At 70.6% G+C, this 24,496-nt stretch carries 22 protein-coding genes; 5 read left to right on the top strand and 17 right to left on the bottom strand.

What is annotated here, in order from left to right:
* Positions 1 to 66: 66 nt before the first annotated feature.
* The 6 genes from ACWH95_RS12880 to ACWH95_RS12855 form a co-directional block, all read right to left on the bottom strand.
* Positions 67 to 1,416, bottom strand: coding sequence for an alpha-L-fucosidase (locus ACWH95_RS12880; RefSeq protein WP_378803649.1), 1,350 nt, complete (start codon positions 1,414 to 1,416; stop codon positions 67 to 69).
* Complete coding sequence (locus ACWH95_RS12875; protein ID WP_378803861.1) at positions 1,413 to 2,984, bottom strand: M81 family metallopeptidase; 1,572 nt, start codon at positions 2,982 to 2,984, stop codon at positions 1,413 to 1,415. Before ACWH95_RS12875 ends, ACWH95_RS12880 begins: the two co-directional genes overlap by 4 nt.
* A 63-nt stretch (positions 2,985 to 3,047) precedes the next feature.
* Complete coding sequence (locus ACWH95_RS12870) at positions 3,048 to 4,022, bottom strand: ROK family protein (RefSeq protein ID WP_378803648.1); 975 nt, start codon at positions 4,020 to 4,022, stop codon at positions 3,048 to 3,050.
* 2 nt (positions 4,023 to 4,024) lie between these two features.
* Positions 4,025 to 4,945 (bottom strand): carbohydrate ABC transporter permease, encoded by a 921-nt coding sequence (locus ACWH95_RS12865; RefSeq protein WP_454120772.1) that lies wholly within the window; start codon positions 4,943 to 4,945, stop codon positions 4,025 to 4,027.
* Complete coding sequence (locus ACWH95_RS12860; protein ID WP_136034945.1) at positions 4,935 to 5,840, bottom strand: carbohydrate ABC transporter permease; 906 nt, start codon at positions 5,838 to 5,840, stop codon at positions 4,935 to 4,937. Before ACWH95_RS12860 ends, ACWH95_RS12865 begins: the two co-directional genes overlap by 11 nt.
* A gap of 42 nt (positions 5,841 to 5,882) precedes the next feature.
* On the bottom strand, positions 5,883 to 7,142 hold the full coding sequence (locus tag ACWH95_RS12855; protein ID WP_136036744.1) for an ABC transporter substrate-binding protein: 1,260 nt from the start codon (positions 7,140 to 7,142) through the stop codon (positions 5,883 to 5,885).
* 199 nt (positions 7,143 to 7,341) lie between these two features.
* Between ACWH95_RS12855 and ACWH95_RS12850 the strand changes: the two genes are divergently transcribed.
* On the top strand, positions 7,342 to 8,493 hold the full coding sequence (locus tag ACWH95_RS12850) for an ROK family transcriptional regulator (protein ID WP_378822745.1): 1,152 nt from the start codon (positions 7,342 to 7,344) through the stop codon (positions 8,491 to 8,493).
* 18 nt (positions 8,494 to 8,511) lie between these two features.
* Here ACWH95_RS12850 and ACWH95_RS12845 read toward each other — a convergent pair whose 3' ends face one another.
* From ACWH95_RS12845 to ACWH95_RS12810, 8 genes are all read right to left on the bottom strand, one after another.
* Positions 8,512 to 9,786, bottom strand: a complete 1,275-nt coding sequence (locus ACWH95_RS12845) for an alpha-L-fucosidase (RefSeq protein WP_454120771.1) — start codon at positions 9,784 to 9,786, stop codon at positions 8,512 to 8,514.
* Positions 9,787 to 9,880: 94 nt separating this feature from the next.
* Positions 9,881 to 10,909 (bottom strand): ketol-acid reductoisomerase, encoded by a 1,029-nt coding sequence (ilvC, locus tag ACWH95_RS12840; protein ID WP_136046205.1) that lies wholly within the window; start codon positions 10,907 to 10,909, stop codon positions 9,881 to 9,883.
* Between the two features lie 43 nt (positions 10,910 to 10,952).
* A complete protein-coding gene (gene ilvN, locus ACWH95_RS12835; protein ID WP_136036742.1) occupies positions 10,953 to 11,462 on the bottom strand; it encodes an acetolactate synthase small subunit in 510 nt (169 codons plus the stop codon).
* 3 nt (positions 11,463 to 11,465) lie between these two features.
* The gene (locus ACWH95_RS12830) at positions 11,466 to 13,265 is read right to left on the bottom strand and encodes an acetolactate synthase large subunit (RefSeq protein ID WP_136034957.1); all 1,800 of its coding nucleotides are present in this window, start codon (positions 13,263 to 13,265) and stop codon (positions 11,466 to 11,468) included.
* Positions 13,266 to 13,316: 51 nt separating this feature from the next.
* Positions 13,317 to 15,035, bottom strand: a complete 1,719-nt coding sequence (ilvD, locus tag ACWH95_RS12825) for a dihydroxy-acid dehydratase (RefSeq protein ID WP_136036741.1) — start codon at positions 15,033 to 15,035, stop codon at positions 13,317 to 13,319.
* A 106-nt stretch (positions 15,036 to 15,141) separates the two neighbouring features.
* Positions 15,142 to 15,942, bottom strand: coding sequence for a trehalose-phosphatase (gene otsB / locus ACWH95_RS12820; protein WP_454120770.1), 801 nt, complete (start codon positions 15,940 to 15,942; stop codon positions 15,142 to 15,144).
* Between the two features lie 35 nt (positions 15,943 to 15,977).
* Positions 15,978 to 17,384 carry an alpha,alpha-trehalose-phosphate synthase (UDP-forming) gene (locus ACWH95_RS12815; protein ID WP_136036740.1) on the bottom strand — a complete coding sequence of 469 codons (1,407 nt, stop codon included), beginning with the start codon at positions 17,382 to 17,384 and terminating at the stop codon, positions 15,978 to 15,980.
* Positions 17,385 to 17,446: 62 nt separating this feature from the next.
* Positions 17,447 to 18,709, bottom strand: a complete 1,263-nt coding sequence (locus ACWH95_RS12810) for an MFS transporter (RefSeq protein ID WP_378822742.1) — start codon at positions 18,707 to 18,709, stop codon at positions 17,447 to 17,449.
* Positions 18,710 to 18,915: 206 nt separating this feature from the next.
* Here ACWH95_RS12810 and ACWH95_RS12805 point away from each other — a divergent pair, with 206 nt between their 5' ends.
* Positions 18,916 to 19,215 (top strand): hypothetical protein, encoded by a 300-nt coding sequence (locus tag ACWH95_RS12805; RefSeq protein ID WP_025103262.1) that lies wholly within the window; start codon positions 18,916 to 18,918, stop codon positions 19,213 to 19,215.
* Positions 19,216 to 19,239: 24 nt separating this feature from the next.
* Here ACWH95_RS12805 and ACWH95_RS12800 read toward each other — a convergent pair whose 3' ends face one another.
* The 3 genes from ACWH95_RS12800 to ACWH95_RS12790 are packed head-to-tail and all read right to left on the bottom strand — an operon-like array spanning position 19,240 to position 21,878.
* A complete protein-coding gene (locus ACWH95_RS12800; protein ID WP_240744681.1) occupies positions 19,240 to 20,442 on the bottom strand; it encodes an acetyl-CoA C-acetyltransferase in 1,203 nt (400 codons plus the stop codon).
* Positions 20,435 to 21,103, bottom strand: coding sequence for a CoA transferase subunit B (locus tag ACWH95_RS12795; protein WP_247638697.1), 669 nt, complete (start codon positions 21,101 to 21,103; stop codon positions 20,435 to 20,437). The genes ACWH95_RS12800 and ACWH95_RS12795 overlap by 8 nt, the downstream gene beginning before the upstream one ends.
* Before the next feature lies 1 nt (position 21,104).
* Positions 21,105 to 21,878: a CoA transferase subunit A gene (locus ACWH95_RS12790; RefSeq protein WP_454120769.1), complete on the bottom strand. Its 774-nt coding sequence runs from the start codon at positions 21,876 to 21,878 to the stop codon at positions 21,105 to 21,107.
* A gap of 126 nt (positions 21,879 to 22,004) precedes the next feature.
* On the opposite strand from ACWH95_RS12790, the gene ACWH95_RS12785 reads away from it, so the two are divergent.
* The 3 genes from ACWH95_RS12785 to ACWH95_RS12775 are packed head-to-tail and all read left to right on the top strand — an operon-like array spanning position 22,005 to position 24,480.
* A complete protein-coding gene (locus tag ACWH95_RS12785) occupies positions 22,005 to 22,772 on the top strand; it encodes an IclR family transcriptional regulator (RefSeq protein WP_372490590.1) in 768 nt (255 codons plus the stop codon).
* A gap of 35 nt (positions 22,773 to 22,807) precedes the next feature.
* Positions 22,808 to 23,245, top strand: coding sequence for a MarR family winged helix-turn-helix transcriptional regulator (locus tag ACWH95_RS12780; protein WP_136034971.1), 438 nt, complete (start codon positions 22,808 to 22,810; stop codon positions 23,243 to 23,245).
* The gene (locus tag ACWH95_RS12775) at positions 23,242 to 24,480 is read left to right on the top strand and encodes an MFS transporter (protein WP_136036736.1); all 1,239 of its coding nucleotides are present in this window, start codon (positions 23,242 to 23,244) and stop codon (positions 24,478 to 24,480) included. Before ACWH95_RS12780 ends, ACWH95_RS12775 begins: the two co-directional genes overlap by 4 nt.
* Positions 24,481 to 24,496: the final 16 nt, after the last annotated feature.

The raw sequence follows: 24,496 nt of genomic DNA, 5'->3' as shown, positions 1-24,496 counted from the left end.
AAGCGGACGAGGGCTCCGGTGCGCGACACCGGAGCCCTCGTCGTTCGCATCGTGCGGGGTGGCTGCTCAGACGCCCTGGGCGGACAGCACCGCGACCGGAGCGGGCTGCAGCCCCGGCGGGATGGTGGCGACAGCGCCGGAGCCGTCTCGCGACACCTCCGCCTCCGAGCCGTCGCTCCAGCGCAGCGTGGCGTGGTCGAGCTCCGCGGGGAGCTCGATGCGGCCGGCCGCGGGGTCGAGCGCGTGGACGTGCACGGCACCGGCCGAGGTCGTGTAGCGGCGCGGGGCCCCGGCCTGCTCCCCCATTCGGATCCATGGCCGCGTGCCGTAGACGGCGTCGCCGTTCGCGTCGAGCCACGACCCGAGCTCGCGCATGGCCCGGCGCTGCAGCTCGGGGATCGAGCCGTCTGCCGCGGGGCCGACGTTGATGAGCAGATTGCCGTTCTTGGCCACGACGTCGACCAGCAGGCGGATCAGGGCCGCGCCGGACAGGGAGTGGCGCTCGTCCTCGTCCTGGTTGAAGCCGAACGAGTAGCCGAGTCCGCGCGTGGACTCCCACGGCTCGGGGATGATCTCCGGGATGTCCGTGTACTCGCGCGTGAGGAAGCCGTGGTACGGCACACCCCAGCGGTCGTTCACGACGCCCTCGGGCACCGCATCGAAGTAGCGGCGCAGCAGCGCGGCGACCGCGTACTCCTGGTCGCCCTTGCCGCCGTCCGGCCACTCGATGTCGTTCCACAGCACATCCGGCGCGAAGCGTTCGACGAGCTCCTCCAGCTGGGCGGCCGAGTATCGCGCGAAGTGCTCGTCGTTGCGGCGGAACCGGAACAGGTCGGTGTCGGACTCGATCGCCGGGAAGTCGCTGACGTGCCAGTCGAGCGCCCCGGAGTAGTACACGCCGAACTTCGCGCCCGCGCGACGCGTGGCGTCGTGGAACTCGGCGATCAGGTCGCGCCGGGGCCCACGCGCGACGGCGTTGAAGCCGGTCGTCGCGGTGTCCCACAGACAGAAGCCCTCGTGGTGCTTGGTGGTGGGCACGATGTACCTCGCGCCCGCGCCCACCAGCTCTCCGACGAACGCATCGGCGTCGAACGCGGCGGCGTCCCAGCGGTCGGCGAGGTCCTCGTAGGAGGTGCCCGGGCCGTACAGGCGCTGGTGCCGCTCCCACGTGGGGCTCCCCGCGATGCGCACGGTGTTGCCGTACCACTCCGCGTACTGGTGCCACGCGTAGGCGTCCTCCGTGGGGATGTTGACGCCCTCGCCGTGCTGCACCGCCCACGCCGGCACCGAGTACAGGCCCCAGTGCACGAAGAAGCCGAGCTTCGCGTCGCGGTACCACTCCGGCACACCGTTCGCGGGGTACACCGGTGCCGCGGAGCCGAGGTCGGGCCCGGTGCGCTTCTCGAAGTTCATCATGCGGGGGTCTCCTCTGCGGGGGTGGAGTCGACGGGCGTCTCGGCGTCGCCGCGGCGGACGACCGTCGCGGTCAGGTCGGGCGTGCCGGTGGTGTCGAAGGGGTAGACGCCAGGGCGCAGACGGTGGTGGCCGAGGCGCAGCAGGTCCTGGTCGACGCCGCCGGGCGTGAGCGCGAGCGTCCAGTCGGCGGCGAGCTCGTACAGCTCCGGCTCCAGGTAGCCGATCTTCACCACGACGATGTCGGCCTCGGTGGGCTCGAGGCCCAGCATCCGGAAGTCCGAGAGGTGGTGGAAGGGCTTGCGGCGCTCGGTCACGATGGCGTGCAGGCCGCCGACCGCGATCACGGCCTGGGTGCCCGCGTCGGGGTCGCCGTGCGTGATCGAGAAGACGGTGCCGCGGATCGTGACGGGCCCGTGCGGACCCGGGTCGACGCGGGCCCCCGCCTCGAGCTCGACCTCGGCGCCGACACCCGCTGCGACCGCGCGCGCGACGGCCTCACGGTCGAAGATCGACGCGACGAGGGTCGTCTGGCTCCCGTCGGTGAGCTCCGGTCGCTCCAGCAGGCGCGCGAGCGTCCAGGTCACGTCGCCCGCTCCCCCGGCGGTGGGGTTGTCGCCCGAGTCCGAGATGAGGTACGGCCGGGCGGCTGCGGGCGCAAGCGCGCGGTCCAGCGCCTCGTCGAGCGTGCCGGTCTCGGCCACGAACACGAAGTCCTCGCGCGCGCCCCAGAACCGGCGGGCGAGGCGCTCGGCCTCCCGGGCGATGACCTCACGGTCGTCGCCGGTGACCACGACGTAGGCCTGGCAGCGCGGCTCGTCGGCCCACGCGTACCCGATCCAGACGGACGCGTCGACCACGCCGGGCAGCGCCTCGATCGCGGGCAGCTCGGCGTAGATACCGCGCGCCGGTTCGAGCCGCGTGCTGGTCTTCTCACCGGGCAGCAGCACGGGGACCGGCACCCAGGCGGTGAAGGGCCGTCGCGCGAGCGGGTCGGCGCCGTGCGGCCCGCGCAGCCGGTCGAGCAGGTTCCACACCGCGCGCTCCTTGGTGTTGAGCCAGTCCTCGTGCGGAGCCATCCGGTAGCAGGTCAGCAGGTCGACCGCATCGCGCAGCACCTCCGACACGTTGCCGTGCAGGTCCATCGACGTGGAGACGAGCGTGTCGGACCCCAGTGCCTCACGGACGGCACGGGCCAGGTCGCCCTCGGCGTCGTCCATGCCCACGACGCTCATGGCGCCGTGGATGTCGAAGAAGAAGCCGTCGAAGGGCCCGTGCTCGCGGATGCCGTCGAGGATCGCGTCCTTCATCCGCCGGTACGTCTCGGGGTCCACGGCGCCGCCGGGCAGCGAGCGGCCGTGCGTGAGCGGAACCCACTCGGCGGCCTCGGCCAGCTCGCGCCCATCGTCGAGGAACGGGTAGTAGGCGCGGAGGTCCGCGCCGGTACGGATCGTGAAGGCCTCGTCGCCGGAGATGTGCGGCGAGAACGTGCTGGACTCGATCGAGATGCCGGCGATGCCCACGCGGGGCTTCGGCAGGCCGCCGTCGGCGACGGGCGGCAGCGGGCCCATCCAGATCTCGTGGGCGTCCTGGGGTGCGGTCACGATGCGATACCTCTCATCCGGGGAGTCGATTCAGAGTGGGGGTGCGGGGGCGAGGGCCCGACGGGCGGTCTCGATCGCTCCGAGGGCGACCGCATCGGAGCCCAGTTGCGCCGGGACGATGCGCAGCGGGATGCCCGACACCGGCGAGTCCGTGCGCAGGGTCGCCTGGATCGCGGGTTCCAGCAGGTCCCACGCCGAGGCGACGCCACCGCCCACGATCACGGTCGGCAGGTCGAGCAGGGTCGCGGCGCTCGCACTGGCGAGGGCGACCGCGCGACCGGCGGCGGCGAACACGGCGAGGGCGTCCGCGTCTCCACCCCGAGCGAGGGCGGCGACCGCCCGGGCGTCTGCCGCTTCGCCGCCCGTCCGCTCGCGGTAGCGCAGGGCGATGGAGGTTCCGGAGGCCAGCGTCTCCAGGTGCCCCGTCTGCCCGCAGGTGCACACGAGCTCGCTGTACCCGGGGGTGTGTCCGATCTCGCCCGCCGCACCGTGGGGCCCGTGGTGGAGCGCGCCGTCGATGATGACGGCTCCGCCCACGCCCGTGCCGAGCATCACGCCCAGCACGTCGCGCTCGGTGCGGCTCAGCGCGGCCGCTTCTCCGAGCAGGAACGCGTTGACGTCGTTCTCGACGCTGACCGGCACGCCCAGGCGTCGTCCGAGCTCGTCCGCGAGCGGGAATCCCGCCCAGCCGACGAACGTGGCCGAGGCCGCGCGCACGGTGCCGGTCTCGTGGTCGATGACGCCCGCGGCGCCCACGCCCGCTGCGGCGAGCGGCACCCCGGCCTCGCCGGCGAGTGCCCGGACGAGGCCCGCCGCGGCATCGGCCATGGCCGCTCCGCCCAGGGCGGCAGGGGCCGGCACGCTGCCGCGGGCGACGACGGAGCCGTCCTCCCCCACGACGAGCGCGGCGATCTTGGTGCCGCCGATGTCGATCCCCGCCAGCCCGGTTCGCGGACGCGGTCGACCGTCGATGGGCACAGTGGTGCCCTGTTCCTGACCGATCATGCTCAGCGTCCGCCCAGTCCTGCCATCGCGATGCCCTTGACCAGGTGCTTCTGCAGCACGATCACGAGCACGGTGGTCGGGATCATCGAGATGATCGCCGCCGCCATCTGCAGGTCCCAGCGGGTGCCGGTGAGACCGGCGAAGCTGGCCAGTCCGACCGGGAGCGTGCCGTGCGCGTTGTAGTCGACCGTCACGATCAGCGGCCACAGGTAGCTGTTCCAGAACGACAGGAACGTGAACACCGCGAGCACGGCGACGGCCGACTTCGACAGCGGGAGGATGATCTGCAGGAACGACCGGACGGGACCGGCGCCGTCGACGCGTGCCGCCTCCTCCAGCTCATAGGGGATCCCGCGGAAGAACTGCCGCATGAGGAAGGTCCCGAAGGCGCCGAACGCGAACGGCAGGATGAGCGCCTGGTATGTGTCGACCCAGTTGAACCACTGCATGACCTGGAACATCGGGATCACGAGCACCTCGGCCGGCACCATGAGCGTGGCGAGGAAGAGCACGAACACGGCGTCGCGCCCCTTCCACCGCAGCCGCCCGAACGCGTACCCGGCGGTGGTCGAGACCACCAGCACGACCAGCGTGCCGCCGACCGCCACGATGAACGAGTTCATGATGTACGTCAGGAACGGCCCGTAGGCGAACACGTCGACGAAGTTGCTCCAGCGGATCTCCGAGCCGACGAGCGTCGGCGGCATGGAGAACATCTCGGAGTTGGGCTTGAGGGCCGAGAAGAACGCGTACGCGAGCGGCGCGATGAAGATGAGCGCGGCGATGTAGATGCAGACGTGCGCGAGTACCAGGCGAAGGCGGGCACCCGGAGTCGTGGAGGCTCCGCGAGCCTTCTCGCGCTCACGCTCGCGGTCGCGGCGCGGCGCGGGGCCGGCGGGGCGGACGAGGGTCTCAGTGCTCATAGTGCACCCACTTCTTCTGCGCGGCGAACTGGAGGCCGGTGATCGCGATGATGATGGCGAACAGGATCCAGGCGGCGGCGGCCGCGAGGCCGAGGTCGCCGAACGTGAAGCCCTGCTCCCAGATGTACATCACGAGCGGCTTGGTGGCGTTGCCCGGGCCGCCGCCGGTGAGCATCTGCGGCTGCACGAACACCTGCAGCGAGGTGATCATCGTCATGATGGTGGCGAAGAAGATCGACGGCGAGATCATCGGGATGATGATGCTCCACACGCGGCGGAAGCCCTGCGCGCCATCGATGCTGGCCGCCTCGAGCACGCTCTCGGGGAGCTGCTCGAGAGCCGCCGAGAAGATCAGCATGTTGTAGCCGAGGCCCTGCCAGACGCTCATCACGACGACCATGATCATGGCCCAGGAGGGATCGGCGAGGAAGTTCGGCAGCTCGATCCCGAACCAGCTGACCGAGAGGCCGTTGAAGAGGCCCTGCGGCTGCAGCATCATCTTCCACACCAGCACGTTGGCGACCATCGGCGTCACGACCGGGATGAAGAAGAGCACGCGCAGGGCGCCGCGACCGCGGATCCGCGGTCCGAGTCCGAGAGCGAGCACGAGCGAGAGGGCGACGCTCAGCGGCACGTACAGCAGCGTGTACACCGCCGAGTTCCGCAGCGCCGGCCAGAAGTCGGGGCTGCTGGTGAACAGCTTGACGTAGTTGTCCACCCCGTTGAAGGTCCGCTCGCCGAAGGTCGGCCAGTCGAAGACGCTCATCACGATCGACAGCCCGACGGGCACGATCGTGAACAGGGCGAGGCCCACCAGGGCCGGGCTTGCGAAACCCAGCGCCTGGCGGCCCTCGACCTTGGCGAGCGATCCTCGACGTGTCGTCGTGATCGTCATCTCTTGTCTTTCTCTGTTACTGCTGCGGCGGCCGGAGCCGGGTCACTCGCCGAACTGCGCCTGGGCGTTCGACAGCAGCTCCTCCATCGTCATCTGGCCGTTGTAGACGCTGACGAGGTTGGGCTGGATGTAGCTGTCGAGCTTCTGCCAGCTCTTGGTCATGTACAGCGGCACGGTGTCGGCGAACGCGGCCTCGAACACCGACTGCACCTGGTCGCGGTACTGCTCGTCGATCGACTCGAAGTACAGCGGCTGCGAGGAGGTGCGCGCGGGGTACGAGCGGCCGGACGACGCGATGTAGTCCTGCGCGTCCTCACCCACCAGCGAGCCGAGGACCTTCAGCGCGGCCTCCGGGTTTTTGCAGTTGGCGGCGATGCCGTAGCCCGAGCCGAGGATCGGTCCGGGGTTGCCGTCGACGCCCGCGGGCAGCGGCACCATGCCGGCGGCGAAGCCGGACTCGTTGTTGAGGTAGCTGACCGCGTTCCAGGTGCCGTCGACGGCCATGGCCGCGTTGGCGCCGGTGTACTGGTTCTCGCCCCAGCCCGTGTCGGAGGCCGAGGCGACGGGCGCCGCGACCTTCTGCTCGGTGACCAGCCCGGCGTACCAGGTGGCCGCATCGACGAACGCGTCGTCGTCGATGTGCAGCGTGCCGTCCTCGGAGGCCGGCTGCGTGGCGGAGTACGCGATGGGCATCGACATCCACTGGTAGCCGCCCATGCCCATGCCGAAGCCGTACTTGCCGTCCTTCGTGGCGTCGGCGGCGATCGCGGAGAAGTCGTCGAACGTCCAGCCGATCTCCGGCGTGGCGGCACCGGCGGCGGTCAGCATGTCCTGGTTGTAATAGACGAGCATGGTGGCCACGTCGAACGGCACGCCGTAGACCTTGCCCTCGAAGCTGAGGATGCCGTCGGCGCTCGGGTTGAACTCCGACCAGTCGATCCCGGCCGTCTCGAGGTCCTTCTCGCTCAGCTCGCGGAAGCCGCCCGTGTAACCGCCGAGCTGCGCGCCGCTCATCCCGGTGATGCACGCCATGTTGCCGCTGGCCATGTTGGTCGTCAGCTTCGTGAAGAAGTCGCTCCAGGGCGACGTCTGCAGCTTGATGGTGATGTCGGGGTTCTGCTTCTGCGCGAACTCGATCTGCGCCTCGAGCGCATCGACGTCGGACTCGCTGCCCGCCCACATGTCGACGACGATGGTGTCGCCGTCGGCGGAGCCTCCGGAGCCGCCCGTGCTGGCACAACCGGTCATCGCCACGGCGACGCCCGTGACAGCGGCGACAGCCCCCACACGCAACTTCTTCATTGAATGCCTCCTGAGAAGGGAAAGGTTATTTCGCGGGTCGAATTAACCTAATAGGATTTCGTATGAAGTGAGGCTTTCATAGTTCGGGGAGTGCCGCAAGCTGAACATCCGATGTTTATCGGACGGTGATACGGCGTCACCTCCCCGAAACACGACACTCCCCCGCTACGCTGACGATGCTCCGAGACGAAGGGCTCCCATGACGAACCCCGCCGACACCCCCGTCGACGACCCGCACACGCGGCGCATCCTCGACCTCGTCGCGCGCGGTCAGGCCCGCTCCCGCTCGGAGCTGGCGGCGACGATGGGCGTCGCCGCGTCCACGGTCGGACTCCGCGTGCAGGCGCTGCTCGACGCCGGCGTGCTGCAGGAGGCCGGAGCCGGCACCTCGCGCGGCGGTCGCCGGCCCCGCGTGCTGCAGATCGCCTCCGACGGCCTCGTGCTCTCCGCCGACCTGGGCGGAAAGCACGCCCGCGTGGGACGGCACGACCTGAGCGGCGCACTGCTCGACAGCGAGACGATCGCGATCGACGTCGCCGACGGCCCGGAGGCCACGCTCGCGCGAGTCGCCGAGGTGTTCGACCGCCTCGTGGCGGACACCAGGGTGCACGCGATCGGGGTCAGTCTCCCCGGCCCGGTCGACATCGCCACGGGATCCGTCGACCAGCCCTCGCGCATGCCGGGATGGCCGGGCTTCCGCGTGGGCGAGCACCTCGCCGAGCGCTACGGCGTGCCGGTCGTCGTCGACAACGACGCGAACCTCGCGGCGCTCGGCGAGCATCGGGAGCAGCTCGGTCACGGACAGCACAGCATCACTGTGAAGGCGGGGACCGCGATCGGCAGCGGCATCATCGTCGACGGTCACGTGCACCGCGGCGCGACGGCCGCGGCGGGCGACATCACCCACACCCGCATCGACGGCAGCGGCGACATCCCCTGCTCGTGCGGCAACACCGGATGCCTGGAGACCGTGGCCAGCGGTGCCAGCCTCGTGCGGCAGATGCACGAGCGCGGCAACACCGCCGTCGCCTCGACCGCCGACGTGCTCACGCTCGCGCGCGACGCCGATCCCGTCGCGACCACGCTCGTCCGCACGGCGGGCACGCACCTGGGTCAGGCGCTCTCCGGTGTCGTGAACTTCTTCAACCCGCACGCCGTGTTCCTGACGGGCAGCATGAGCGCCTCGGAGCCGTTCATCGCGGCCGTCCGCAGCCGGGTCTACGAGGCCTGCCACCCCCTGGCCACGCAGCGCCTGCGCATCGAGGCGGCGACCACGGGCGCGGACGCGATCCTGTACGGCGCCGCGCGGCTGGCGCTCGAAGGCGTGGAGATCCCGGTGGCGACGGCCTGAGCCGCCGCCACCGCCCGCTCACTCCGCGCGCAGGCGCAGCTCGATCACCGGCACCAGCACGTCGGGACGACGCACGGGCAGATGCACCGTGAGCGTCCCCTCGGCCTCGCCGGCGGGGGTCATCAGATCCGCCTGCTGCTCGGGGTCGGACACCGAGGTGCGCAGCCACGAGCCGTCGTTCAGCAGGCGCGCGTACGTCACGCGGTCGGCGAGCCCGGGAAGGTGCACGAACCCGAGCGGCCAGCTGAACAGGCTGAGGTAGAGGCGGTCGCCCCGCAGCGTGTACACGCCCTCGCGCGGCGGGGTGAACGGGGCGTGCCCTGCACCGATGACCGCGCGCTCGTGCAGCCGCATCCACTCCCCGATCTCCGCGAGCGTCCCGGCATCCCGCGGCGCGATCGCCCCGCGGCCGTCCGGACCGATGTTGAGCAGCATGTTGCCCCCCATCGAGACCGAGTCGACCAGCATCTGCACCAGCAGCGTCGGCGACTTCTGATCGGTGTTGTCGCGGTGGTATCCCCACGATCCGTTGAGGGTCTGGCAGGCCTCCCACACCAGGGGCTCGCCGTCGCGCAGGAGTGGCGCGGTCGGCTGGTACTGCTCCGGGGTGACGAAGTCGGCGGGGATGCCCAGGCGGTCGTTCACCAGCATCTCCGGCTGCAGCTCGCGGCACAGAGCAAGCAGCGCCTCGGCGTCCCAGTCCTGGGGCCCCTTGCCGGCCCAGCCGTCCTTCTCCTCGGGGTAGGTGAAGTCGAAGAACAGGTAGTCGATGTCGCCGTACGCGGTCAGCAGCTCGCGCACCTGCCCGTGCAGATACGCGCGGTACCGCGACATGTCGCGACCCTCGTTGAGCGCGTGCGCGTTCTCGTCGTCGCGGCGGGGGTGGTTCCAGTCCACCGTGAAGTCCGGGTGGTGCCAGTCGATCACCGAGTGGTACAGCCCCACCTTGAGCCCCTCGGCGCGGAGCGCGTCGACGTACTCGCGCACGAGGTCGCGCCCGACGGCCGACACCGACGTGAAATCCGTGAGTGCGGAATCCCACAGGCAGAAACCGTCGTGGTGCTTGGTCGTGAGCACGACGTAGCCCATCCCGCTCTCCTTGGCCGTCCTGGCCAGGGCGGCCGCATCGAACAGATCGGGGTCGAAGTTGTCGAAGTACGGGCGGTAGTCCTCGTCGGTGAGGCGTTCGTAGTTCTGCACCCACTCGTGCCGCGCCGCGCCGCTGTACAGCCCGAAGTGCACGAACATCCCGAAGCGGGCGTGATCAAACCATTCCTGTCGCATGCCTCCCATCCTGGCATAGACATCCGATGTTTGACGGACGAATGAGGTCCGGAAACGCAGAACGGGCGCCCCCGAGGGGACGCCCGTTCCTTCGACGATCGACTCAGCGCGCGGCGCTGCCGTCCACGTAGTCCTCGTCCTGCTGCTTCCAGGCAAACAGCGACCGCAGCTCCTTGCCGGTGGCCTCGATCGGGTGCTGCTCCTCCTTGGCACGCAGCGCGAGGAACTCCTCGGCGCCGTTGTCCTGGTCCTCGATGAAGCGCTTCGCGAACGCGCCGGACTGGATGTCGGACAGCACGCCCTTCATGCTCTCCTTGACGCGCTCGTCGATCACGCGCGGTCCGGAGACGTAGTCGCCGAACTCAGCCGTGTCGGAGATCGACCAGCGCTGCTTGGCGATGCCGCCCTCCCACATCAGGTCGACGATGAGCTTCAGCTCGTGCAGCACCTCGAAGTAGGCGATCTGCGGCTGGTACCCGGCCTCGACGAGCGTCTCGAAGCCCGCCTGCACCAGGTGGCTCATGCCACCGCAGAGCACGGCCTGCTCACCGAAGAGGTCGGTCTCGGTCTCCTCGGTGAACGTGGTCTTGATGACGCCGGCCCGGGTGCCGCCGATCGCCTTGGCATACGACAGCGCGAGGTCCCAGGCGTGACCCGATGCATCGCGCTCGACGGCGATGATGTCCGGGATGCCGCGACCGGCGACGAACTCGCGGCGCACCGTGTGACCGGGCGCCTTCGGGGCGACCAGGATCACGTCGACACCCTCGGGGGCGTCGATGTAGCCGAAGCGGATGTTGAACCCGTGCGCGAACGCGAGGGTCTTGCCCGCGGTCAGGTTCGGGGCGATCGACTCGCTGTAGATCGTGCGCTGGTGCTGGTCCGGCGCGAGGATCATGATGACGTCGGCCCACTCGGTCGCATCGGCGACGGTCTTGACCGGGAAGCCGGCCTCCTCCGCCTTCGCGGCGGACTTGGAGCCCTCCTTGAGGGCGATCGCGACCTCGACGCCCGAGTCGCGCAGGTTCTGCGCGTGGGCGTGACCCTGCGAGCCGTAGCCGACGATCGCGACCTTCTTGCTCTGGATCAGGGACAGGTCGGCGTCGTCGTCGTAGAAGATCTCGGTGCTCACGGTGTGTTTCTCCTTGATTGTGGTTCGGAAGAGTGGGGAATGGTCAGCCGCGCAGGACGCGCTCGGTGATGCTCTTGCCGCCGCGGCCGATGGCCAGGAGACCGGACTGGGCGATCTCCTTGATGCCGAAGGGCTCCAGCGCACGCAGCAGCGCCTCGACCTTGCCCTTGTCGCCGGTGACCTCGATCACCAGGGCGTCGGAGGCGTAGTCGACGACCGACGCGCGGAACAGATTCACGACCTCGATCACGTTCGACCGGGTGGCGTTGTCGGTGCGCACCTTCACGAGCATGTGCTCGCGCTGCACCGAGGTGGTCGGGTCGAGCTCGACGATCTTGATCACGTTGATCAGCTTGTTCAGCTGCTTGGTGACCTGCTCGAGCGGAAGCTCCTCGACGTCGACGACGACCGTGATGCGGGAGATCCCCGGCACCTCCGTCACGCCGACCGCGAGGGAGTCGATGTTGAAGCCGCGGCGGGCGAAGAGCCCCGCGACGCGGGTCAGCAGGCCGGGGGTGTTCTCCACCAGCAGGCTCAGCACGTGGGTCGACATGGCTCAGTCCTCCTCGTCGAAGGCGGGCGCGTGGTCGCGCGCGTACTGGACATAGCTGTTGCTGACGCCCTGCGGCACCATCGGCCACACCATGGAGTCGGCGCTCACCACGAAGTCGATCACCACGGGGCGGTCGTTCGTGTCGAGAGCGAGCTGGATGGCCGCGTCGACCTCCTCCTCCTTCTCCACACGGATCGCGAGGCAGCCGTACGCCTCTGCGAGCTTGACGAAGTCGGGGATGCGCACCGTGCCGTGGCCGGTGTTCAGGTCGGTGTTGGAGTGACGGCCGTCGTAGAACAGCGTCTGCCACTGCCGCACCATGCCCAGCGAGGAGTTGTTGATGATGGCGACCTTGATCGGGATGTTGTTGATCGCGCAGGTCGCGAGCTCCTGGTTGGTCATCTGGAAGCAGCCGTCGCCGTCGATCGCCCAGACCTGGCGTTCCGGCTCGGCGACCTTGGCCCCCATCGCCGCGGGGACCGAGTAGCCCATGGTGCCGGCTCCCCCGGAGTTGAGCCACGCGTTCGGACGCTCGTACTTGATGAACTGCGCGGCCCACATCTGGTGCTGCCCCACGCCCGAGGCGAAGATGCCCTCCGGTCCGGTGAGCTCGCCGATGCGCTGGATCACGTACTGCGGCGCCAGCAGCCCGTCGGTCGTCGGCGCGTAGCCGAGCGGGAACTCGTTGCGGAGGCCGTCGAGGTACGACCACCACTCCTCGATGTCGGGCTTCGCGCCACCCGTCGCACCGCGGAATGCGGCGTCGAGGTCGGTCAGCACGTCACGCACGTCGCCCACGATCGGCACATCGGCCGTGCGGATCTTCGAGATCTCCGCGGGGTCGATGTCCACGTGCACGACCTTGGCGTGCGGAGCGAACAGCGCCGCCTTGCCCGTCACGCGGTCGTCGAAGCGCGCGCCGAGCGACACGATGAGGTCGGCCTCCTGCAGCGCCAGCACCGCCGGAACGGTGCCGTGCATGCCGGGCATGCCCAGGTGCTGCGCGTGGGAGTCGGGGAAGGCGCCGCGAGCCATCAGCGTGGTCACCACGGGGGCGCCGGTGGACTCCGCGAGCTCCAGCAGCTCGGCGGCCGCACGACCGCGCACGACGCCGCCGCCGACGTACAGCACCGGCTTCTTGGCCTCGGCGAGCAGGGCGGCCGCGGCCTGGATCTGCTTGCCGTGCGCCTTGGTGACCGGGCGGTAGCCGGGCAGGTCGATCTTGGGCGGCCACACGAACGGGGCGACCGCCTGCTGCGCATCCTTCGTGATGTCCACGAGCACAGGACCGGGACGACCGGTGCCGGCGATCTCGTAGGCGGCCGCGATCGCGCCGGGGATGTCCGCCGCGTCCTTCACCAGGAACGAGTGCTTCGTGATCGGCATCGTGATGCCCACGATGTCGGCCTCCTGGAACGCGTCCGTCCCCATCAGGGTCGAGAACACCTGGCCGGTGATCGCCAGCAGCGGCACCGAGTCCATGTAGGCGTCGGCGATCGCGGTGACGAGGTTCGTCGCGCCGGGACCGGAGGTGGCGATGCACACGCCGACCTTGCCCGACGCGGACGCGTACCCCTCGGCCGCATGACCGGCGCCCTGCTCGTGGCGCACCAGGATGTGGCGCAGCTGCGACGCGTCCATGAGCGGGTCGTACACCGGCAGGATCGCGCCACCGGGGAGACCGAAGACGTCGGTGACGCCGAGCAGCTCGAGCGAGCGCACGACGGCCTCGGCACCGGTGATCTCCGGGGCGGATGAACGGGCGGGCGGCCTCGGCACGGCCGAGACGGTGTCAGCAGTCATGACTTTCCTTCTGGTGAACTGTGGAGGACGCCGGATGCCGATGCATCCGGGTCAGCCGGTGGTCGCTCCCTCGGCGGCGGACCGCACGAGGCGCGAGTACTTGGCAAGAACGCCTCGGGTGTAGCGCGGGGGAAGCGGCTCCCAGCCAGAGCGGCGGGAGGCGAGCTCCGCCTCGTCGACGAGTAGGTCGAGAGAGCGAGCTGCGATATCGACCCGTATCAGATCACCATCGCGCACGAAGGCGATGGGACCAGCGTCCACCGCTTCGGGTGCTATGTGGCCGATGCACAGGCCGGTTGTGCCGCCTGAGAATCGTCCGTCCGTCAAGAGTAGTACATCTTTTCCGAGCCCAGCGCCCTTGATGGCCGCGGTGATCGCGAGCATCTCCCGCATGCCCGGTCCGCCCTTGGGGCCCTCGTAACGGATGACGATGACACTGCCCGGCTCGATCGAGCCCTCGGCGACCGCGTCCATCGCCGCACGCTCGCGCTCGAACACACGCGCCGGTCCCTCGAACACGGCCGCGTCGAATCCGGCGGTCTTGACCACGGCACCCTCCGGGGCGAGCGAGCCGTGGAGGATGGTGAGGCCGCCCGTCGCGTGGATGGGGTTGTCGAAGGTGTGGATGACCTCGCCGTCGATCGGCTGCGGGTCGAGGTCGGCGAGGTTCTCGGCGAGCGTCTTGCCCGTCACGGTGAGCGCGTCGCCGTGCAGCAGGCCCTCGTCGAGCATGGCCTTCATGATGACGGGGATGCCGCCGTGACGGTCGACGTCGTTCATCACGTACTTGCCGAACGGCTTCATGTCGGCCACGTGCGGCACGCGGTCGCCGATGCGGTTGAAGTCGTGCAGGCTCAGCTCGACCTCGGCCTCGCGGGCGATCGCGAGCAGGTGGAGCACCACGTTCGTGGAGCCTCCGAGGGCCATCGCGAGCGCGATCGCGTTCTCGAACGCCTCCTTCGTGAGGATGTCGCGGGTCGTGATGCCCTGGCGGAGCAGGTTCACCACGGCCTCGCCGGAGCGGTGCGCGAAGTAGTCGCGACGGCGGTCGGCCGCGGGCGGAGCAGCCGAGCCGGGAAGGCTGAGGCCGAGCGCCTCGGCGACCGACGCCATCGTGTTGGCGGTGTACATTCCGCCGCACGCCCCCTCACCGGGAGCGATCGCGCACTCGATGCGCTTGAGGTCCTCCTCGCTCATGAGACCGGCCCGGCACGCGCCCACCGCCTCGAACGAGTCGATGATCGTGACGTCCTTCTCGGTGCCGTCCGAGAGCTTGACCCACCCCGGCGCGATCGATCCGGCGTAGAGGAACACGCTGGAGAGGTCGAGGCGGGCGCTGGCCATGAGCATGCCGGGGATCGACTTGTCGCAGCCCGCGAGGAGCACGGAGCCGTCGAGGCGCTCGGCCATCATCACGGTCTCGACCGAATCGGCGATGACCTCGCGCGAGACGAGCGAGAAGTGCATGCCCTCGTGGCCCATCGAGATGCCGTCCGACACCGAGATCGTCCCGAACTGCAGCGGGTAGCCGCCGCCGGAGTGCACGCCCTCCTTCGCGCCCTGTGCCAGACGGTCGAGGCTCAGGTTGCACGGCGTGATCTCGTTCCAGCTGGACGCGATGCCGATCTGGGGCTTGTCCCAGTCCTCGTCGCCCATGCCGACGGCACGGAGCATGCCGCGGGAGGTCGTGGCCTCGATGCCGTCGGTGACGACGCGGCTGCGGGGCTTGATGTCGATGGGCGCGCTGGAGGAGGGATCATGCGAGGACATGACGAGAGTCTATTCCTGCGCGAGCACCCGTTCGTCCGCACGCGGGCTCCAGAAGCGCGGCGATCTGTTGTGGGGTGTCCACACGCGCGCAGCGGGAGCCGGAGGGTCAGCGCCCGAGAGCGACCTGCCGCTCGTCGGCGAGCGTCTCCAGCAGGGCGCCCACCTGCTCCGGGGAATCCACCCGCAGGGCCGCGGCGCTCTCCCCCGGGCCGACGCGCACGCCGAGGTCGCCCTCCCCGAGCACGCGCATGGCGTCCTCATCGGTCACGTCGTCGCCCGCGAAGAGGATGCCCGTCGCGTCGAAGCGCTCACGCAGCGCGGCCATCGCCGCATCCTTCCCCTCCGCCCGGGACGAGAACTCCAGCACCCGATGGCCCGCGCGGCGACGCCAGTGCGGGAACCGCTCGGCGACCAGCGCGTCGATCTCCGCGAACACGCGCTCCTCGGTCTCGCGGTCGGCGCGGCGCGTGTGCACCCCCATGCCGAACGTCTTCGGCTCCAGCTCCGCCCCCTCGTAGCGGTCGATGATCGGCTGGGCGGCCGCCCACAGCTCCTCGCGCGCACCGTCCGCCGTGGGAGCACCCGGCGCATCCGCCGCGCCTTCGCCGGGGAACCAGTACTGTGCGCCGTGCGACCCCGCGAGCGCGATCACCGAGTCGTCCGTGTGCTCGGTGATCTCACGCAGGTCGTGCATGCTGCGGCCGGAGACGAAGGCCACGACGGTGTCGCGCATCGCGGCGAGCCGGGCGATCTGGGTGGCGACCGCGGGATGTGCCCTGGCGGCCATCGGGTCGACGACGAGCGGCGAGGCGGTGCCGTCGAAGTCGAGGGCCACCACGAGCCGGGGGGTCGCGGCCAGCGCGGTCAGGTCGGCGTCGGCGGTTCCGGGGGTCCAGGGGCGCGTCACGGGTTCTCCGTTCGAGGTGCGGGTATCGGGCGGGCTCAGCGACCGCGTACCGCGGCGAGGGCCTCGAGGAAGGAGGTCGACCAGGCGTTCACGTCGTTGTCGAGCACGCGGCGCCGCAGCGACCTCATGCGGCGCGCCTGCTCGGCGGGCGACATCTCGACGGCCTCCATGATGGCGTCCTTGAGCCCGGCGATGTCGTGCGGGTTGACCCGGACGGCCTGGCGTAGCTCGTCGGCGGCACCCGTGAACTCGCTCAGCACCAGCACGCCGTGGTTGTCGGTCCGCGTCGCGATGTACTCCTTGGCCACGAGGTTCATGCCGTCGCGGAGCGCGGTCACGAGCATCACGTCGGCCGCGAGGTAGAGCGCCACCATCTCCTCGCGGGGATAGCCCTGGTGCAGGTAGCGGATGGCGGAGTGTCCGACCGTGTCGTGGTCGCCGTTGATGCGGGCGACCGCGAGCTCGATCTCGTCGCGCAGGTGGGCGTAGGCGTCCACGCGCTCGCGGCTCGGGCTGGCGACCTGGATGAGCGTGACGTCCTCGACGGCCAGGCGCCCGTCCTCGAGGAGCTCGCCGTAGGCCTTGATCCGGTGACCGATGCCCTTGGTGTAGTCGAGGCGGTCGACCCCGAGCAGGATCCGTTTGGGGTTGCCGAGACTCGCGCGGATCTCGGCCGCCCTCGCCCGGACGTCCGGTCGCGCGGCGAGCTCCAGGTACGGCGCCGTGTCGATGGAGATCGGGAACGCCTTGGCGAGCGCGGTCCTGGTCTCGCCGCCCTCGGGTACGGCGACGTTGGCTCCCTTGACCTCATAGCGCAGCCGACGCCGCACCGCCGTGAGGAAGTAGGTCGCGTCCTGCGCCCGCTGGAAGCCGATGACGTCCGCCCCGAGCAGGCCGCGCAGCACCTGGTCGCGCCAGGGCAACTGCGCATAGAGGCCGTGCGCGGGGAACGGGATGTGGTGGAAGTAGCCGATGGTCACGTCGGGTCGCAGCTCGCGCACCATCTGCGGTACGAGCTGCAGCTGGTAGTCGTGCACCCAGACGGTGCCGTCCTCCGCCACGGCTGCCGCGGCCGCCTCGGCGAAGCGCCGGTTCACCGTCACGTACGCCTCCCACCACTCGCGGTGGTACTGGGGTGGCGCGATCACGTCGTGGTAGAGCGGCCAGATGGTGTCGTTCGCGAAGCCCTCATAGTAGTCGGCGACCTCCTCCGCGCTCAGAGCGACGGGGATCAGATCGATGCCGTCCGCCTCGAACGGGTCCAACGCGACGTCGGGCTGCCCCGGCCAGCCGACCCAGGCGCCGTGCACACGGCGCATCATGGGCTCGAGGGCGGCCACGAGACCGCCCGGCGAGGTGCGCCATGTCTCTTCGCCGTCGGGGCCCACCACCCGGTCGACGGGTAGGCGGTTGGCGACGACGACGAAGTCAGCAGCGGTCACGGAGAGCTCCTTGGGGGTTTCATCCAGGCTATCGAGGAACCGCGGCGCTCGCCGATCTGCGCTCAGGGCTTGACGGGCGCGCGTCGATGCGTCACGCCGCTGAGGGCCCAGTTCGCGACACCCGCGCCGAACGCGATGGCTGCGGCGACCATGGGCAGCACCAGCGCGGCCTCGGTTCCCGCGCTCTCCGCGAGCTCGCCCGCCACGGCCGCGCCGATGGACTGACCCACGACGACACCGGATCCGAGCATCGTCATGACCGTCGCGGACCGACCGCGTGGGCTGCGTGCCGCACCGAAGCTGTACTGCGTGACCAGGGTGGGGCCGATGCCGATGCCCATCACGGCCAGCGCGATCATCATGGCCGCGGGGCTGTCGACGACCCAGAGGAGCAGCGTGCCCGCGAGCAGGATCGCGGAGAACACGAGCCACCGCGCCCGCAGCGTGAAGCGGGCGGGGAGCCACGCGACGCCCAGGGCGAGCGCCGCCGATCCCACGCCCATCACGCCGTACAGCAGCCCGGCCTGCTCCGGCGCACCGCGGTCGGCCATGAACGACGTGAGCGAGGTGAGCATCGCGCCGAAGAACAGTCCGACGCCCAGGATGCCGAGCACCACGATCAGCAGTCGCGGGCGGAACAGCTCGGACACGGCCGAGGGAGCACGGCCGTCCGCGTCGCGGTCCTGCGACACCTGGCGACCGCTGGGGTGCAGGGCGAAGGCTCCCACGAAGACCAGCGTCAGGACCGCCGCGCCCACCAGCGGGGCCCAGGGCGCGAGAGCGGATGCGAGGATGCCGACCAGGAACGGCCCGAACACGAACACGGTCTCGTCGGCCGCCGACTCGTACGCCATCGTTCCGGACACGGTCCTGGTGCGGCGCTCCTCCGGCATCCGCTCCACGATCAGCGTGACCAGGCGGGAGCGGGACAGCGGGGCCACCTGGGGCGCCGTCGCCCCGATGCCGACCGCGGCGAGCAGGACGAACCCGTCGGCGGCCTCGCCGTACACGACCGCGGTGAACAGCAGCAGCATGGCGGCGTTGCCGACCGCGAGCACGAGAAGCACAGCGCGCTGACCGAACCGATCGGCCGCGGCGCCCAGGAGCGGCCCGAAGCAGGCGGTCCCCAGGCCGACCGCGGCGGAGGTGAGTCCGCCGAGGGCGAGGGAGCCGCGGGCCGAGACCACCACGGTGAGCACGCCGACGACCATCATGGCGAACGGCAGTCGCGCGATGAACGCGATCAGGAAGTAGGGCAGGCCGGCGAGGCGGAAGAGGCTCGGCTCGTGGGCGCGGGCAGGAGGGGTGACGGTGACGTGTGTCATGGCTCTCGCGCGTCGATGACGCGATGTCGGGTGCCGCCGCTGTCCGCCGGAGAGGCCGGCGGCCGGTAGATACACGGTGTGTGCGGCCGCGGGTGACCCGCGACTCCCCCATGATAACGACCCCGCCTGCATGGGCGCCCTGCCAGCACCGCCCTCGCGTTGTCAAGGCAGGGCGAGGGACGGAGGGCGGCGGGTAGCGTAGGGGCATGCGCTACCTCTTCAGCACCGGACTCGTCGCCGCGATCTCGGCAGGGATCTCGCTGCTGCGCGGCACCCGCAACGAACCCATCACCTGGCGCTCGCTCCTGTCGTGGGTGAGCTGGGGCATCACGATGGCACTCGCGGTGGGCGCCGTGGTCGACATGCGTCGCGAGCGCCACGGCGTCCCGGTCGACGCCGACTCCCCGCAGTCCGTCAAGAAGTCGAAGAAGGCGCAGCGGCTGCAGTTCCGGTCGCAGAAGGCCCTCGCCGACGCGCAGGGGCACGCCCAGGACAAGCGGTCCTGACGCGCCCCCACGGCCCGCGGTCGTTCACCGGGTGAGGATGAGCGCCTCGCCCTGCCCGCCGCCGCCGCACAGCCCGACCGCGGCCGTGCCGCCCCCGCGTCGCACGAGCTCGTGAGCCGCGTGCACGACCAGGCGGTTCCCTGACGCTCCGATCGGGTGGCCGATCGCGATCCCGCCCCCGTGCACGTTGACGATGTCGCTGTCGAGACCCAGTTCGGTCTGCGACCGGGCGACGACCGCACCGAACGCCTCGTTGATCTCCACGATGTCCAGATCCGCCGGCGTGATGCCCTGCTTCTCGCACGCGCGCTCGATCGCCCGTGCGGGCTGCGCCTGCAGCGAGTTGTCCGGCCCAGCGGTCTGCCCGCTCGCGCCGACGGTCGCCAGCACGGGCCAGCCCTTCGCCTCCGCGATGCGCCGCGTCGCCACGACGACGGCCGAGGCGCCGTCGGAGATCTGCGAGGAGTTTCCCGCGGTGATGCTGCCGCCCTCCGCGAACGCGGCACGCAGCCCGGCCAGCGACTCCACGGTGGTGTCGGGGCGCACGCCCTCGTCCCTCGTGACGCGCAGCGGCTCACCGCGTCGCTGCGGCACCTCGACCGGCACGATCTCCGCGTCGAGCACGCCGGACTCCTGCGCCGCGGCGGCCCGCTGGTGCGAGAGCGCGGCGACCGCGTCCTGAGCCTCGCGCGTGAGGCCGAAGCGCTCGTTGTGCCGCTCGGTGGACGCCCCCATGCTCTCGCGGTCGTACGCGTCGGTCAGGCCGTCGTAGGCCAGGTGGTCGAGCACCTCGACGGTGCCGTACGCCCAGCCGTCGCGCGACCCCATCAGCAGATGCGGGGCCCTGGTCATGGACTCCATGCCCGCAGCCACCACGACCTCGGCGTCGCCGGTGCGGATCATGCGGGCGGCGTCGATCACGGCCGTCAGCCCGGACAGGCACACCTTGTTCACGGAGTGCGCCGGCACGTCCCAGCCGATCCCCGCGCCGATCGCCGCCTGCCTGGCCGCGTTCTGTCCCGAGCCGGCGGCGAGCACCTGTCCGACGATCACGGCATCCACGTCGCCGGGGTCGACGTGTGCCTGCTCCAGAGCGCCGCGGATCGCGAACGAGCCCAGCTGCGGCGCGGTGAACGCGGCGAGCTGACCCTTGAGCCGGCCCTGCGGGGTGCGCGCGGCGGCGACGATGACCACGTCGTCGTCCGTCACCATGTGGTTGTCAGTCATGGGTGGGGGTCCTTCCGTTCTGCAGTTCCGGGGAGAGGCTGAGGGGCGGTTCCGTGGCGGCGGCGACCTCGTCGATCGTGACACCGGGGGCGAGTTCGACGAGCACCAGGCCGTCGGGCGTCACGTCGATCACGGCCAGGTCGGTGATGATGCGGTCGACCACTCCGCGGCCGGTGAGCGGGAGGGAGCAGTCGTCGACGATCTTCGCCGACCCGTCCTTCGCCACATGCTCCATCAGCACGATGACCCTGCCCGCGCCGTGCACGAGGTCCATGGCGCCGCCCGGACCCTTGACCATCTTGCCCGGGATCATCCAGTTCGCCAGGTCGCCCGCGGCCGACACCTGCATGGCACCGAGGATCGCGGCGTCGATCTTCCCGCCACGGATCATGCCGAAGCTGAGGGCGGAGTCGAAGAAAGCCGCTCCGGGGAGCGTCGTCACGGTCTCCTTGCCCGCGTTGATGAGGTCGGGGTCGACCTCCTCCTCGCGCGGGTAAGGCCCGACCCCCAGGATCCCGTTCTCGGACTGCAGCACCACGGTCACGCCGGGCGGCACGTGGTTGGGCACGAGCGTGGGTAGCCCGATCCCCAGGTTCACGTAGGAGCCGTCCTGCAGCTCGGCGGCGGCGCGGGCGGCCATCTGGTCTCGCGTGAGCGCCATGTCAGGCTCCTTCCGCCGCGACGGTGCGTCGCTCGATGCGCTTGGGGATGTCGGTGCCGACCTCCACGATGCGGTGCACGAACACCCCGGGCAGGTGCACCGTGTCGGGGTCCAGGTCGCCGGGCTCCACGAGCCGCTCCACCTGCGCGATGCAGATGCGTCCGGCCATGGCCGCGAGCGGGTTGAAGTTGCGCGCAGCCTTGGTGAAGACGAGGTTGCCGTGACGGTCGCCCAGGGCGGCGTGCACGAGGGCGAAGTCGGTGGTGATTGCCTCCTCCAGCACGAACTCCCTCGGCTCCCCGCCCACGTCGAAGGTGCGCACGTCCTTCGCCGGCGATGCGACCGCGATGGAGCCGTCCGGGTGGTAGCGGCGCGGCAGGCCGCCCTCCGCAACCTGTGTGCCCACACCCGTCTGTGTGAAGAACGCCGCGATACCCGCACCGCCGGCGCGCAGCTTCTCCGCGAGCGTGCCCTGGGGCGTCAGCTCGAGCTCGAGCTCGCCGCTGAGGAACTGGCGCTCGAACTCCCTGTTCTCCCCCACGTACGACGAGGTCATCTTCCGGATGCTCTGCGCCGCGAGGAGGATGCCGAGCCCCCAGTCGTCGACGCCGCAGTTGTTGCTGACGATGCTCAGGTCGGTCGTGCCCTGGGCGAGGAGAGCCTCGATCAGGGCGATCGGATTGCCGGAGAGGCCGAACCCGCCGACCGCGAGAGAGGCGCCGTCGGGGATGTCCGCGACGGCCGCGGCGGCGGACTCCCAGTGTTTGTCGATCACGTCTGCTCCTTCGGTTTCGTGCTCTCCTCCAGGATCCGCCCGGCGGGTGCGACCACGCCAGCACGGTCTTGTGATGTGGCCCGCAGGCCGACTACCGTCCACAATGTGGAATCGACGTCTCGAAGCGTGCCCGGGGCCCAGGCGATCGCGAGGGCGGCCGGGCTCCTGCGCCTGGTCACCGCGTCCGGGGCGGAGGGCGCGACGCTGCAGGAGCTCGCTCGCGCCTCGGGGCTGTCGCGCTCCACGGCGCATCGGCTGCTCACCGCCCTCCGCGTGGAGGGCCTGGTCGACCGGGACACGGACAGCGCGCGCTGGATGCCGGGGCCGGAGCTGTTCCTGATGGGATCCGTGGCGGCGGCGCGCTACGACGTGACCGGCCTCGCGCGCGACATCGTGCGCTCGCTCGCCGTCACGACCGAGGAGAGCGCGTTCTTCTCGGTGCGCCGTGCCGACGAGACCGTCTGCCTGCTGCGCGAGGAGGGCTCGTTCCCGATCCGCTCCTTCGTCCTGAGCGAGGGGGTGCGCTTCCCCCTCGGTGTCGCGAGCGCCGGCCTGGCGATCCTGTCCTTCCTGCCGGACCACGATGTGGATGCCTATCTCGAACGCCACCCCGACCTGGAGACCCGCTGGGGTCGCGCCCACGGGCGGGCTCCCCTGCGTGCGCGACTGGCGGAGACCAAGGAGCGCGGGTACGCCGTGAACCCCGGTCTCATCGTGGAGGGCAGCTGGGGCCTGGGCGCCGCCGTGTTCGATCGCGCGGGGCGCCCGGAATGGGCGCTGAGCCTGACCGGTGTGGCCTTCCGGTTCGGACCGGATCGCCAGGCCGAGCTGGGCCGCATCCTGCTGGCGCACGCCCATCAGCTCTCGGCGCGGATCGCGAACGCCCGCCGCTGACGCGTATACATACCAAGCGATATATACTGGCTGGTATGAATCGCGTGGATGTCATCCCGTCGCTCGTGCTCTCCGGGTACGCGCTCGGCCGGATCGCCGCTCAGGACGCGGGGAACGACGCCCCGGCGGCACAGTGGCGCGTCCTCAGCCTGCTCACCCAGACGGGGCCCCGTCGCGTGGGCGAGCTGGCCGCGGCGGCGCGCACGACCCAGCCCGGCATGACGCGGCTGATCGGCACCCTCGAACGCGAGGGGCTCGTGCACCGCTCCCCCGATCCCGACGACTCCCGGGCGATCACGGTCGCCATCACGGAGGCCGGGACGGCAGCCGTGGACGAGTGGAGGGCGGAGTTCCGCTCCACCATCGCCCCGCGATTCGCAGACCTCGACGACGACGACTGGGCCGCGCTCACCCGCGCGGCCCGGATCCTCGCCGAGCGCACCACCGCCGACAGAGCAGGAGACCACCAGTGACCCAGACCACCGCCGCATCGACCCCGTCCGTCTGGAGGCAGCCCGCGCAGGTGTGGGCGGTCGCGTTCGCCTGCGTCGTCGCGTTCATGGGCATCGGGCTGGTCGACCCCATCCTGCCCGCCATCGCCGAGTCGCTCGAGGCGTCACCGGTCGAGACCGAGCTGCTGTTCACCAGCTACCTCCTCGTCACCGGCCTCGCGATGCTCGTCACCAGCTGGGTCTCCAGCCGTATCGGCGCCAAAGCGACGCTTCTCGTCGGTCTCGCGCTGATCGTGGTGTTCGCTCTCCTCTGCGCCCTGAGCGGCAGCGTCGACGCGGTGATCGGGTTCCGGGCGGGCTGGGGCCTCGGCAACGCGCTGTTCATCTCCACGGCTCTCGCGACCATCGTCGGGGCAGCCTCGGGCGGCAGCGGCGCGGCGATCGTGCTGTACGAGGCAGCCCTGGGTCTGGGCATCGCCGTGGGTCCGCTGCTCGGCGGCATCCTCGGCGAGCAGAGCTGGCGCGGCCCCTTCTTCGGTGTCGTCGTGCTCATGGCGATCGCGTTCATCGCGGTGTCCCTGCTGCTGCGCGGCCCGAGCGAGAAGCGCACGCCCGTTCCGTTCTCCGCGCCGTTCACAGCACTCCGTCGTCCCGCGCTCGCGATCCTCGCCGTCGCCGCGCTGTTCTACAACATCGGCTTCTTCGTGCTGCTGGCGTTCTCGCCGTTCCCCCTGGGCTTCGGCGCGATGGGCATCGGCTTCACCTTCTTCGGCTGGGGTGTCGCGCTCGCGGTGACCAGCGTGTGGGTCGCACCCGTGCTGATGCGGCGCATGCCCCGCACCCGGATCATCCTGGTCGTGCTGCCCCTGCTGGCGATCGACCTCGTGGTCGCCGGACTCGTCGTCGACAGCGCCGCCGCGCTCGTGGCGTGCATCATCGTGGGCGGCCTGCTGCTCGGCATCATGAACACGGTGCTGACCGAGGCCGTGATGGAGGCCACCGATCTGCCCCGCTCGGTCGCATCGTCCGCCTACTCGGCCGTCCGCTTCCTCGGTGGCGCGATGGCTCCGCCGATCGCGGCACTCCTGTGGCACCTGTTCAGCGCGACCGTTCCGTACCTGTTCGCGGCGGTCGCGGTGCTCCTCGCCGCGCTCACCGTGTTCCTCGGCCGTCGTGCCCTCGCGCACATCGACGACGAGCCCGCTGACCCCGCGGCGGAGGACGCCCAGGCCATCGTCGTCGGCGACGCGGCCTGAGCGCCTCCACTACCGT

The sequence above is a fragment of the Microbacterium sp. NPDC055502 genome, assembly GCF_053643635.1.
This window is presented reverse-complemented; position numbering and strand designations above follow the sequence as displayed.

What these genes read in the sequence shown, in the direction of transcription:
- ACWH95_RS12880 (WP_378803649.1), bottom strand. Translation starts at nt 1,416, where the DNA reads ATGATGAACTTCGAGAAGCGCACCGGGCCCGACCTCGGCTCCGCGGCA.
- ACWH95_RS12850 (WP_378822745.1), top strand. Translation starts at nt 7,342, where the DNA reads ATGACGAACCCCGCCGACACCCCCGTCGACGACCCGCACACGCGGCGC.
- ACWH95_RS12810 (WP_378822742.1), bottom strand. Translation starts at nt 18,709, where the DNA reads ATGACACACGTCACCGTCACCCCTCCTGCCCGCGCCCACGAGCCGAGC.
- ilvD (WP_136036741.1), bottom strand. Translation starts at nt 15,035, where the DNA reads ATGTCCTCGCATGATCCCTCCTCCAGCGCGCCCATCGACATCAAGCCC.
- ACWH95_RS12795 (WP_247638697.1), bottom strand. Translation starts at nt 21,103, where the DNA reads ATGGCGCTCACGCGAGACCAGATGGCCGCCCGCGCCGCCGCCGAGCTG.
- ACWH95_RS12875 (WP_378803861.1), bottom strand. Translation starts at nt 2,984, where the DNA reads ATGGGCCCGCTGCCGCCCGTCGCCGACGGCGGCCTGCCGAAGCCCCGC.
- ACWH95_RS12870 (WP_378803648.1), bottom strand. Translation starts at nt 4,022, where the DNA reads ATGATCGGTCAGGAACAGGGCACCACTGTGCCCATCGACGGTCGACCG.
- ACWH95_RS12855 (WP_136036744.1), bottom strand. Translation starts at nt 7,142, where the DNA reads ATGAAGAAGTTGCGTGTGGGGGCTGTCGCCGCTGTCACGGGCGTCGCC.
- ACWH95_RS12845 (WP_454120771.1), bottom strand. Translation starts at nt 9,786, where the DNA reads ATGGGAGGCATGCGACAGGAATGGTTTGATCACGCCCGCTTCGGGATG.
- ilvN (WP_136036742.1), bottom strand. Translation starts at nt 11,462, where the DNA reads ATGTCGACCCACGTGCTGAGCCTGCTGGTGGAGAACACCCCCGGCCTG.
- ACWH95_RS12830 (WP_136034957.1), bottom strand. Translation starts at nt 13,265, where the DNA reads ATGACTGCTGACACCGTCTCGGCCGTGCCGAGGCCGCCCGCCCGTTCA.
- ACWH95_RS12865 (WP_454120772.1), bottom strand. Translation starts at nt 4,945, where the DNA reads ATGAGCACTGAGACCCTCGTCCGCCCCGCCGGCCCCGCGCCGCGCCGC.
- ACWH95_RS12800 (WP_240744681.1), bottom strand. Translation starts at nt 20,442, where the DNA reads ATGACTGACAACCACATGGTGACGGACGACGACGTGGTCATCGTCGCC.
- ACWH95_RS12860 (WP_136034945.1), bottom strand. Translation starts at nt 5,840, where the DNA reads ATGACGATCACGACGACACGTCGAGGATCGCTCGCCAAGGTCGAGGGC.
- ACWH95_RS12805 (WP_025103262.1), top strand. Translation starts at nt 18,916, where the DNA reads ATGCGCTACCTCTTCAGCACCGGACTCGTCGCCGCGATCTCGGCAGGG.
- ACWH95_RS12780 (WP_136034971.1), top strand. Translation starts at nt 22,808, where the DNA reads ATGAATCGCGTGGATGTCATCCCGTCGCTCGTGCTCTCCGGGTACGCG.